Here is a 10,152-nt window from a genome sequence, read left to right on the forward strand (position 1 = left end):
GGCGGGCCCGCAGCGACGCCCGCGACCCGTCCGCGTCGACCGGTTATCCCCAGTGCCGTCTACATCCACAACCGGGCCGCAACCGACTAGCCGATTCGGTCCGCCCTGGTGTAGATGTTCATCGAGTCCTCCCGCAGGAACGCCACCAGCGTGATGCCCGACTCCTCGGCCAACGAGACCGCCAGTGACGACGGCGCGGACACGGCGGCCAGCACCGGAATCCCGGCCAGCACCGCTTTTTGCGTCAACTCGAAGGAGGCCCGCCCACTGACCAACAGCACCGAGCCGACCAGCGGCACCCGCCGCTGTTCCAGCGCCCAGCCGATGACCTTGTCGACCGCGTTGTGCCTGCCGACGTCCTCCCGGACCGCCAGCATGGTGCCGTCGGCGGCGAACAGCGCCGCGGCGTGCAGACCACCGGTGCTATCGAAAACCTTTTGCGCCGAACGCAGTTGGGCGGGCATCGCCTCGAGCGCGGCCGCCGTGACGGTGGCGGGGTCCGCGCCGGGTGAGAAGCGGCCGATCAGCCGCACTGCGTCCAGTGACGCCTTGCCGCAGACCCCGCACGACGAGGTGGTGTAGAAGTTGCGGGTCACGTCGAGGGCCGGCACCGTGACGCCGTCGGCGAGTGTCACGTCGAGCACGTTATAGGTGTTCGCGCCCTCGACGGCGCCGCCGCAATACCGGATCGTCAGCACGTCGTCGCGGCCGGTGATGATCCCCTCGGTGAGCAGAAAGCCTTGCGCGAGTTCGAAATCCGCACCCGGGGTGCGCATCGTCACGGTGACCGCCGCGCCGTTCACCCGGATCTCCAGCGGCTCTTCGACGACCAGCGTCTCCGGCCGGCTGACGACTTTCCCGGCGGTGAGATGCTTCACCCGCCGGCGCGCAGTTACGTGCCGCACTAGGCGAATTCACCGTCAGCCGGGATCGCGGCGAAACGCTGGGACCTCACGCAGCCAAACTACCCTGGTCGGCGTCACACCGCCGAAGCCAGCGCCCTCAGGGTTTCCGCCGAGGAGTGCACCGGCCGCCAGCCGAGTTGGGTGCGCGCTTTGGTGGTGTCCATGACCATCGTCGTGCGCGCGGTGTGCAGCCATTCGAGCATGGACGGGACGAGCGGCACCCGCGAAAGCGCGGCCGACGCCGCCGAGGCCGCAGCGGCCGGCACCCGCACGGGGCGGCCGCCCAGGGCCCTGGCCACGTCGCCCACCGTCACGACGCCGTCGCCGGCGATGTTGTACGCCCCGGGCGGTGCCGGGGTGGTCGCCGCCAGCGCGATCGCGCTCGCGACGTCGTCGTGGTGTACCAGCTGCAGCGGGATGCCCGGATCCGGAACGACGGGCTTGAGTATCGGCACCGCCTTGACCACGGCCCGCATCGGGCCGGGTAGTTGGTTCCACGGCATGGCATCGGCCAGAACTTTGGCGTTGGGCCCGGCGACGATGCATGGCCGCAGTACGAACACCTCGAGGGGCGAGTCCTTGGTGATCTCGCCGAGCAGCGCCTCGCACGCCGCCTTCTGTGCCGAGTAGTAGTGCTCGTCGGACCCTCGTGCCGGAACGTCCTCGGTCAGCGGGTCGGGGTTGTCGCCGTGATACCCGTAGGCCGCCACCGACGAGGTGTAGACCAGGCGACGTGTCCGCTCGCTGGCGACGGTCGCCTCGAACACGTTGCGGGTGCCCTGCAGGTTGATGCGGGCGCTCTCTTCCCGCGACCCCATGATGATGAAAGCCAGGTGGATGACCACGTCGGCCTGCGCCACCAGGGCGTCGACGGCCTCGCGGTCCAGGATGTCGCCCTGCTGGTAGGTGGTCTTCTGCCAGCCGCGCGAAGACGGGTCGAACGGCCGGCGCGCCATGCCGACGATGGCGTCCACGGCGGGTTCACGCTCCAGCGCCGTCACCGCGGACATACCGATCTCGCCGGTTGGCCCGGTCACCGCGACGGTAATTCCCACTTGAAGGCTTTTTCCCGCCGGGCGCCCGCCGAAACCACAGGTGGCAAATGTCACCACGCCCGCAACCGCGGGTGCGCCGATTCGTGAGCGCCGGACGCGCGGGTACCCGTAGTGTCAGCGGGCCTTCGCCCGCGGTCGAGGTGCGTGGGTTTCGTCGCAATCGCACCGAACAGCGTGTGGGGGCCGGTCCCAGGGCCGATAATCTACGGCGATTGAAACGCGGGGTCAGACTGCCCGAGCGCAGGGAATGAGGCACAACATGGGGGACGAATCGACGGCCGGTCCGACACCGGGCGGGGAGAAGGCCGACCCCGGGACGGTGTTCGCCGCGCTGGCCGAGATCATCTACCAGGGCTCGGACGCAGGCCAGATGTATGCCGCCATCTGCATCGCCGCCACCCTGGTCGTCCGCGGATGCGACCACGCCAGCCTGTTGTTGCGTGACGGAGACCGCTACGTCACCGTGGGCGCGAGTGACCAGCTGGCGCGCGATATCGACGAGCTGGAGCGGCGATCGGGCGACGGCCCCTGCATCGACGCCATCGAGGAGGAGACCCCGCAGATCGACCCGGACCTGACGACGCCGTCGCTGTGGCCGCAGCTGGCGAAGGTCCTGGTGGCGGAAACGCCGGTGCGCGGGGCGATGGGCTTTCGGCTGCTGGTGGACAAACGCAAAGCCGCCGCGCTCAACCTGTTCAGCGACACTCCCAACGTGTTCGACGCCGAGTCGGCCGGGCGCGCGGCGGTGCTGGCCGCGTTCGCCAGCGTGGCCATCAACGCGGTCGCCAAGGGCGAGGACGCCACCAGCCTGCGGCGGGGATTGTTGAGCAACCGCGAGATCGGCAAGGCGGTCGGCATGTTGATGCTGCTCCACGACATGACCGAGACGCAGGCGTTCGACCTACTGCGACGCCATTCCCAGGCGCTGAACATCAAGCTGGCCGATGTGGCGCGGGAGGTCATCGACAGACGGGGAGAGCTGCCATCCGCGGAAGACAAGGAGAACGGCTAGCCTCGGCTACTCCGGCAGCCGCAGCTCGGGCTTTTCCACCTCTTCGATGTTGACGTCCTTGAACGTCACCACCCGCACCTGCTTGACGAACCGCGCCGGGCGGTACATGTCCCACACCCAGGCGTCGGACAGTCGCAGCTCGAAGTACACCTCGCCGTCGGCGTTGCGGGGCACCATCTCCACGCTGTTGGCCAGGTAGAAGCGCCGCTCGGTTTCCACGACGAAGCTGAACTGGCCGACGATGTCCTTATATTCGCGGTACAGCGAGAGCTCCATCTCGGTTTCGTACTTTTCGAGATCCTCGGCACTCATCTGTTCAGACGTCCTTCTCGGAGAAACACTTCCCCCGGCGTTCCGCCCGGGGAATCCTGGCCCCATCTTTCCTCACCGATATCCGCCGCGCGCGGGCGAGGGTCCGGTCGGCATTCGGCCACGACGCGGCCGCCCGACCCTGCCGACCCTATGGCCACGCGCCGGACGTTGATGAACGAACGGCGGTGTTCGGGGCAGGGACCCAGCCGCGTCAGCGCCCTGCTGTGCGCCGGTGTGCTGTAGCCCTTGTGCTCGGCGAAGCCATAACCCGGGTGGTCGGCGTCCATGGCGACCATCAGCCGGTCCCGGCTTACCTTCGCCAGCACGCTGGCGGCGGCGATGCACGCCGCCACCGCGTCGCCGCCGATGACCGGAAGGGACGGCACCGCCAGGCCGGGCACCCGGAATCCGTCGCTGAGCACGTAACCGGGCCGCAGCGCCAGGCCCGCCACGGCGCGGCGCATTCCTTCGATGTTGGCGACATGCACGCCGCGCCGGTCCACTTCGGCCGGCGGGATGAACACCACGTGATAAGCCAGCGCGTAACGGCGGATCAGCGGGAACAGCCTTTCCCGGGCACTCTCGGTGAGCTTTTTCGAATCGTCAAGCGTGGCAAGGCTTTCCAGGCGTCCCGGGCCAAGCACGCAGGCCGCCACCACCAGTGGGCCCGCGCAGGCGCCGCGGCCGACTTCGTCCACGCCGGCCACCGGCCCCAGGCCGCTGCGGTACAGCGCAGACTCCAGGGTCCGCAACCCCGACGACTTGCGGATCACCGTCCGCGGCGGCCACGTCGTGGCCATGGCTACTGATGCTGCTGCGGGTTCACCGAAGAGACGCCACCCCATCGCCCGGGCGGCCACACGATGAACCTCGCCTTGCCGATCACGTTGGACACCGGCACGGTCCCCGACGCGGGATCGCCGGTGCACAACACTCCCTTGAGCGCCTCGGTCGGGACACTGTTGCAGTGGGCGCGGGAATCCGCCGAGTGCGTCCGGTTGTCGCCCATCACCCACAGCCGCCCCTGCGGAACCGTGACCGGCCCGAACTCGCTGCCCAGGCACGGGTACTTCGCCGGGTCGGCCATCATGGTGTTCGTATCCAGGTAGGGCTCCTTGAGCGGCTTGCCGTCGACCGTCAGACCGGTGTCGGCCCGGCACTGCACGGTCTGCCCCCCAACCGCGATGACCCGCTTGACCAAGTCGTTTTCGTCGGGAGGCACGAAGCCGATGAAGGACAGCGCATCCTGCGCCCACCGCAGCACGGTGTTGTTCGACCGGATCGACTTGTACCCCAGGTTCCAGGAGGGCGGTCCCTTGAAGACGATGACGTCCCCGGGACGGGGCGACTCGAAGCGATAGCTGACCTTGTCGACCATGATCCGGTCGCCGACACACCCGGTGCACCCGTGCAGCGTCGGCTCCATCGATTCCGACGGAATGAGGTAGGGCCGTGCCACGAACGTCAACATGACGTAATAGAGGGCCACCGCGATCACCGCCAGCAGCGCGAATTCCCTCAGCGCGGATCGCTTGGTGCGCTCCGGCGCGCCCTCGTCGGGCGCCTCTCCCGGTTCGGGAACCTCCGGCGACTCGCCTTCGGGCGTGTCCGGGATGCGGGTGGAGACCTTCGGCTCTGACTGGGCGGACTGGGGCTCAGATGAGTCCGTGGGATCGGTCACGAGATCAGAGTAGCCAGCGCAGATTGTGGCGCGCTAAACCGACCGCGACCGCCGCCCGGCCGTCCCGGCTCAGCGCTTTTCCTTGATCTTGGCCTTCTTGCCGCGAAGCTCACGCAGGTAGTACAGCTTGGCGCGGCGGACATCGCCACGGGTCACCACCTCGATGTGGTCGATGTTCGGCGAATGCACGGGAAAGGTCCGCTCGACGCCGACGCCGTAGCTCTCCTTGCGGACGGTGAAGGTCTCGCGGATGCCACCGCCCTGCCGACGGATCACCGCGCCCTTGAACACCTGGATACGCTCCTTGGCGCCCTCGATGACCTTGACGTGCACGTTGATGGTGTCGCCCGGGCCGAAAACCGGGATGTCGTCGCGCAGCGACGCTTGGTCGACGAAGTCCAGGCGGTTCATCGTAAGAAGACACTTCCTTGCGCTCGCGGCCTGCGGCAACAGCGCTCACCTGGGTGTGAGGCAGTCGCCAAGCCGATGGTCTGGGGCAACTTGGGCGTATCTCGCAGCAGGCACGAAGCGGCCCGGCCGGCCGGCCACCGCTGGAGACAACTGGTCAATTGTGCCAGACAGGAGGCTTGCCACGAAAATCACAGCTCCGGAGGCGGTTCGCAACGAGCCGAAAACGCTGGTGAATGGTACATATGACTGGGGCCAGAAGGCGCTACCGGACCTTGCGTAGGCCGGGGCAGGTGGCGCGATCCGGCCCGGCACCCGTGCACTTGGGTGCGCCGGAGCACGTCGGAGGAGAGGAATGCGCGTTCGGCCGCTGATTCTGTTCACCGCCACAGCGGCGGTGGCGTTGATCGTGGCCGCCGGATGCGAGGCGAAGGTACAGGCCAAGGTCTACAGCCTTCCGGTCTACGTCACACCCGACCGAGGTCTGCGCCAGCCGCCCCCACAATCGGCCGAGCTCATGCTCGAGGCGGTCAAGCCACCCCAGCCCGAACGGCAGCTGACGAGCCCGGGGCCCGTCGGCCTGCAGGCGCGGGTGCAGCAGGCGACCGACGAAGCCGCCGCCGGCGGAGCCGCCCTCTCGGTGGCGATCCTCGATCGCAAGACCCACCAGCTGGTCACCACCGGCAACAGCCAGGTCATCGGCACCGCGTCGGTGGCCAAGCTGTTCATCGCCGACGACCTGCTGCTGCACGCATCGGAGGGCAAGGCCGCGCTGAGCGCGGACGACCGCCAGGCGTTGGACATCATGTTGCAGTCATCCGACGACGGCGCGGCCGAGAAGTTCTGGGGCCAGGACGGCGAGAACGCCATCATCACAGCGGTCGCGGCCCGCTACGGGCTCACGTCGACCACCCCGCCCAGCGACGGGCGCTGGTGGAACACGATGAGCACCACGACCGACCTGATCCGCTACTACGAGATGCTGCTGGACGGGTCGGGCGGGCTGCCCGCCGACAAGGCGAAGGTCATCGTGGACGACCTGGCCCAGTCCACCCCGAACGGGCTCGACGGCTACCCCCAGCGCTTCGGCATCCCGGATGGGCTGTACGCCGAGCCCGTGGCGGTCAAGCAGGGCTGGATGTGCTGCATCGGCGCCGACTGGATGCACCTGTCGACCGGGGTGATCGGCGCGGATCGTCGCTACATCATGGTGGTGCAGTCCCTGCAGCCCTCCGACGACGCCACCGCCCGCGAGACCATCACCCGGGCGGTGAGGACGATATTTCCCGAGGGCCGGATCGACCCGCTGGGGCGCGGGCTCTAATCTCGCGGGTCCAGCAGCTCGGGCCGGCGCTCGCGGGTGCGTTGCAGCGAGACCTCCCGGCGCCAGGCGGCGACGCGCGCGTGGTCGCCGGATAGCAACACCTCGGGAACGTCGAGCCCGCGCCAGCTCGGCGGCCGGGTGTAGCTGGGCCCCTCCAGCAGCCGGTCCAGGGCCGGGGAGTGTGAATCTTCGCGGTGCGACGCCGGATTGCCGAGGACACCCTCGAGCAGGCGCACCACGGCCTCGATCATCACCACCGCCGCCGATTCCCCGCCGGGCAGGACATAGTCGCCGATCGAGACCTCCTCGACCCGCATCCGCCGGGCCGCATCGTCGATGACCCGCTGGTCGATGCCCTCGTAACGGCCGCACGCGAACACCAGGTGCTCCTCGGCGCTCCACCGCTGGGCGTCAGCCTGCGTGAACAACGCACCGGCCGGGGTGGGTACAACCAAAACGGTTCGCTCCGAACAGATCTCGTCCAGCGCTTCGCCCCACACCGGGGCCTTCATCACCATCCCGGGGCCGCCGCCGTACGGCGCGTCGTCGACCGAGCGATGCACGTCGTGCGTCCAACGACGCAGATCGTGCACCCGCAGGTCGACTCGGCCCGACTGAATCGCCTTGCCTGGCAACGATTGTCGCAACGGGTCGAGGAAGGTGGGGAAGATCGTGACGACGTCGATTCTCATGCCAGATCCAGCAGGCCCTCGGGCGGATCGATCTCGACGCTGCGGTCGTCGAGCGACACCGACGTGACGATCGCGCCGACGAACGGCACCAGCACTTCCCCGCCGTCGCCTCGGCGCACCGCCAACAGCTCGCCCCCGGCGGTGTGCAGCACCTCGGCGACGACGCCGACGTCCTGGCCCGTAACGGTCCGGACGTGCAGCCCTTCGAGTTGGTGGTCGTAGTAGGTGTCGGGCTCCTCGATGGGCGGCAGATCATCGGAATCGACGACGAACACGGTGCCGCGCAGCGCGTCGGCGGCGTCCCGGTCCGTCACCCCGGCCAATCGCACCAGCAGCCGCCCACCGTGTTCGCGCGCGCTCTCGACGACGAAGTCACGTTCTTCCCCACCGCGGGATGCCTTGCCGCGCAAAGTATTACCCGGTGCGAAACGGGTCGCGGGGTCGTCGGTGCGGATCTCGACGACGACCTCGCCGCCGATCCCGTGCGCCTTGGCGACGCGCCCGACGGTCAACTCCAACGGAGCTCCATCAGCGGCTACTGGTCGGTGTCCACCACGTCGACGCGGATACCACGGCCCCCGATACCGGCGACCAGAGTGCGCAGGGCGGTCGCGGTGCGTCCGCCGCGACCGATCACCTTGCCCAGGTCGTCGGGATGGACGTGGACCTCGACAGTTCTGCCGCGGCGGCTGGTCACCATGTCGACCCGGACATCGTCGGGGTTGTCGACAATCCCGCGGACCAGGTGCTCCACTGCGTCAACGACGACGGTGCTCACGTCAGTCAGCTTTCGGTGGCCGGCGCGGCCTGCTCGCCGCCCTCGGCGGCCGTCTCGGTCGCCGCGGCCTCAGCGGGCGCCTCGGGGGCGGCGGCTTCCGGCGCGGCGGCCTCCGGCTCGGCGGCCTTGGCGGCCTTCTTCGCCGGCGCCTTCTTCTTCGGCTTCGCGGCCTCGGTGGTCGGACCGCCCTCGGCCTCGGCCAGCGCGGCGTTGAACAGCTCGAGCTTGCTGGGCTTCGGCGGGGCGACCTTCAAGCGGCCCTCGGCGCCCGGCAGGCCCTTGAACTTCTGCCAGTCGCCGGTGATCTTCAGCAGCTTGAGCACGGGCTCGGTGGGTTGAGCACCCACGGACAGCCAGTACTGCGCACGCTCGGAGTTGATCTCGATGAGGCTCGGGTCTTCCTTCGGGTGGTAACGGCCGATGACCTCGATGGAGCGACCGTCACGCCGCGTCCGCGCGTCGGCGACGGCGATGCGGTACTGGGGATTGCGGATCTTGCCAAGCCGAGTCAGCTTGATCTTCACAGCCATGGTTAAGCGGGTTCTCCTGTGTGTGTCACGCTGCAATTCAGCGATCGGGGCGGGATGCCCGGATCCGGTTTTGCCTCGCGTGTATGACCACGAAGCGATGCGTAATCGCTCGGTGGACAGCCGCCTATTGTGCCAGACCAGGGCGCCGCGCCAGAAATCCGCTCGATCGCCGCGAGGGTGCCGTCCTGGCCGAAGCCGGCCTACATGACCTTCTGGAAGACCTTGGTCTCGACCCGGCGGGTCATCCGCCAGCCCTCGGACGTGCGGGCGAACTCGTCGTCGTACCAGAGCCCGCAGAACAGCACCTGATCCTTATCCCCGCCGAGCACCATCGGGTTGAAGCAGATCACCCGCGAAGACGCTGTATCCCCGTCGATCCGCACCGAGAAGTTGCCCAGCATGTGCGCATATACCGGGAAGTTCGGCAGCACCTCCGACAGCCACTTCTTGACCTCCGGATAGTGGCCTTCGATGCCGCCGAGGGCGGTGTAGTCGATGTACGCGTCTTCCGTGAACACCTTGTCGAGGTCGTCGAATCGGCGCTGGTCGATGGCGGTGGAATAGTCCACCAGAAGCTGCTGGATCTCTAAGCGGTCGGAAATCTCGGCCAGGCTCAACATGCATCGGACAGTAGACGAAAATCGACGGCGAACAGGCCCGGAAGTTAGACTTTCGGCCCATGCGCAAGGTCATGGCCCTCAGGGTCGGCGTCGCGGCCCTGCTCACGGTGGGTGCGTGCGGCGCGACCGTCCCCGCGTCGTGGGCGGACAGCATGCAGCCGGTGGGTTCGGTGCCGATCCCGGACGGCCCGGCCCAGACCTGGATCGTCGCCGACCTCGACAGCGGTCAGGTGCTGGCCGGCCGCGACCAGAACGTGCCCCACCCGCCGGCGAGCACCATCAAGACGCTGCTCGCCCAGGTGGTCCTCGACTCGGTGAGCCTGGACTCCACCGTCGTCGCCGACACCGCCGACACCCAGGTCGAGTGCAACTGCGTCGGCATCAAACCGGGGCGCACCTACACCGCGCGCCAGCTCCTCGACGGCCTGCTGCTGGTCTCGGGTAACGACGCCGCGAACACGCTGGCGCACATGCTGGGCGGGCCCGACGTCACGGTCGCCAAGATGAACGCCAAGGCCGCCTCCCTCGGCGCGACGAGCACCCATGCCGCGACGCCGTCCGGGCTCGACGGGCCCGGCGGATCCGGGTCCTCGACGGCGCACGACCTGGCCGTCATCTTCCGCGCCGCGATGGCCAACCCGGTGTTCGCGCAGATCACGGCCGAGCCGTCGGCGATGTTCCCCGGCGATAACGGCGATCACCCGATCACCAACCAGGACGAGCTGTTGCAGCGCTACCCCGGCGCGATCGGCGGCAAGACCGGGTTCACCAACGCGGCCCGCAAGACGTTCGTCGGGGCCGCCGCCCGCGGTGGCCGCCGGCTGGTCATCGCCAT

The 10,152-nt window shown here is 68.5% G+C and carries 14 protein-coding genes; 3 read left to right on the forward strand and 11 right to left on the reverse strand.

Going from position 1 to position 10,152, the window contains the following annotated elements:
* Positions 1-86: 86 nt before the first annotated feature.
* The gene (gene fdhD, locus A5697_RS06295) at positions 87-905 is read right to left on the reverse strand and encodes a formate dehydrogenase accessory sulfurtransferase FdhD (RefSeq protein ID WP_068008883.1); all 819 of its coding nucleotides are present in this window, start codon (positions 903-905) and stop codon (positions 87-89) included.
* Between the two features lie 74 nt (positions 906-979).
* Entirely contained in the window at positions 980-1,960 is a 981-nt protein-coding gene (locus A5697_RS06300; RefSeq protein WP_068008885.1) for an SDR family oxidoreductase, read from the reverse strand.
* A gap of 259 nt (positions 1,961-2,219) precedes the next feature.
* Here A5697_RS06300 and A5697_RS06305 point away from each other — a divergent pair, with 259 nt between their 5' ends.
* A complete protein-coding gene (locus A5697_RS06305; protein WP_156673175.1) occupies positions 2,220-2,972 on the forward strand; it encodes a GAF and ANTAR domain-containing protein in 753 nt (250 codons plus the stop codon).
* Between the two features lie 6 nt (positions 2,973-2,978).
* Here A5697_RS06305 and A5697_RS06310 read toward each other — a convergent pair whose 3' ends face one another.
* From A5697_RS06310 to rplS, 4 genes are all read right to left on the reverse strand, one after another.
* Complete coding sequence (locus tag A5697_RS06310) at positions 2,979-3,284, reverse strand: DUF2469 domain-containing protein (protein WP_046184425.1); 306 nt, start codon at positions 3,282-3,284, stop codon at positions 2,979-2,981.
* Positions 3,281-4,084, reverse strand: a complete 804-nt coding sequence (locus A5697_RS06315; RefSeq protein WP_068008891.1) for a ribonuclease HII — start codon at positions 4,082-4,084, stop codon at positions 3,281-3,283. Before A5697_RS06315 ends, A5697_RS06310 begins: the two co-directional genes overlap by 4 nt.
* 2 nt (positions 4,085-4,086) lie before the next feature.
* Entirely contained in the window at positions 4,087-4,965 is an 879-nt protein-coding gene (gene lepB / locus A5697_RS06320) for a signal peptidase I (RefSeq protein WP_068008894.1), read from the reverse strand.
* A 69-nt stretch (positions 4,966-5,034) separates the two neighbouring features.
* Positions 5,035-5,376, reverse strand: a complete 342-nt coding sequence (rplS, locus tag A5697_RS06325; protein WP_007171386.1) for a 50S ribosomal protein L19 — start codon at positions 5,374-5,376, stop codon at positions 5,035-5,037.
* 352 nt (positions 5,377-5,728) lie between these two features.
* Between rplS and A5697_RS06330 the strand changes: the two genes are divergently transcribed.
* A complete protein-coding gene (locus A5697_RS06330; protein ID WP_068008897.1) occupies positions 5,729-6,697 on the forward strand; it encodes a hypothetical protein in 969 nt (322 codons plus the stop codon).
* On the opposite strand, the gene trmD is transcribed toward A5697_RS06330, so the two are convergent.
* The 5 genes from trmD to A5697_RS06355 form a co-directional block, all read right to left on the reverse strand.
* Positions 6,694-7,389 (reverse strand): tRNA (guanosine(37)-N1)-methyltransferase TrmD, encoded by a 696-nt coding sequence (trmD, locus tag A5697_RS06335; RefSeq protein WP_068008900.1) that lies wholly within the window; start codon positions 7,387-7,389, stop codon positions 6,694-6,696. The two genes, A5697_RS06330 and trmD, sit on opposite strands and share 4 nt — an antisense overlap.
* Positions 7,386-7,907, reverse strand: coding sequence for a ribosome maturation factor RimM (gene rimM / locus A5697_RS06340; RefSeq protein WP_068008903.1), 522 nt, complete (start codon positions 7,905-7,907; stop codon positions 7,386-7,388). Before rimM ends, trmD begins: the two co-directional genes overlap by 4 nt.
* Positions 7,908-7,924: 17 nt before the next feature.
* Positions 7,925-8,167: an RNA-binding protein gene (locus A5697_RS06345; protein WP_003878715.1), complete on the reverse strand. Its 243-nt coding sequence runs from the start codon at positions 8,165-8,167 to the stop codon at positions 7,925-7,927.
* 5 nt (positions 8,168-8,172) lie between these two features.
* Positions 8,173-8,697, reverse strand: coding sequence for a 30S ribosomal protein S16 (gene rpsP, locus A5697_RS06350; protein WP_068008906.1), 525 nt, complete (start codon positions 8,695-8,697; stop codon positions 8,173-8,175).
* A gap of 200 nt (positions 8,698-8,897) precedes the next feature.
* On the reverse strand, positions 8,898-9,317 hold the full coding sequence (locus A5697_RS06355) for a nuclear transport factor 2 family protein (RefSeq protein ID WP_067944808.1): 420 nt from the start codon (positions 9,315-9,317) through the stop codon (positions 8,898-8,900).
* Positions 9,318-9,388: 71 nt separating this feature from the next.
* On the opposite strand from A5697_RS06355, the gene A5697_RS06360 reads away from it, so the two are divergent.
* A partial coding sequence (locus A5697_RS06360; RefSeq protein ID WP_369806080.1) for a D-alanyl-D-alanine carboxypeptidase family protein occupies positions 9,389-10,152 on the forward strand: 764 nt, incomplete at its 3' end.

It is taken from the genome of Mycobacterium sp. E3251 (genome assembly GCF_001666835.1).
Taxonomy (GTDB): Bacteria; Actinomycetota; Actinomycetes; order Mycobacteriales; family Mycobacteriaceae; genus Mycobacterium.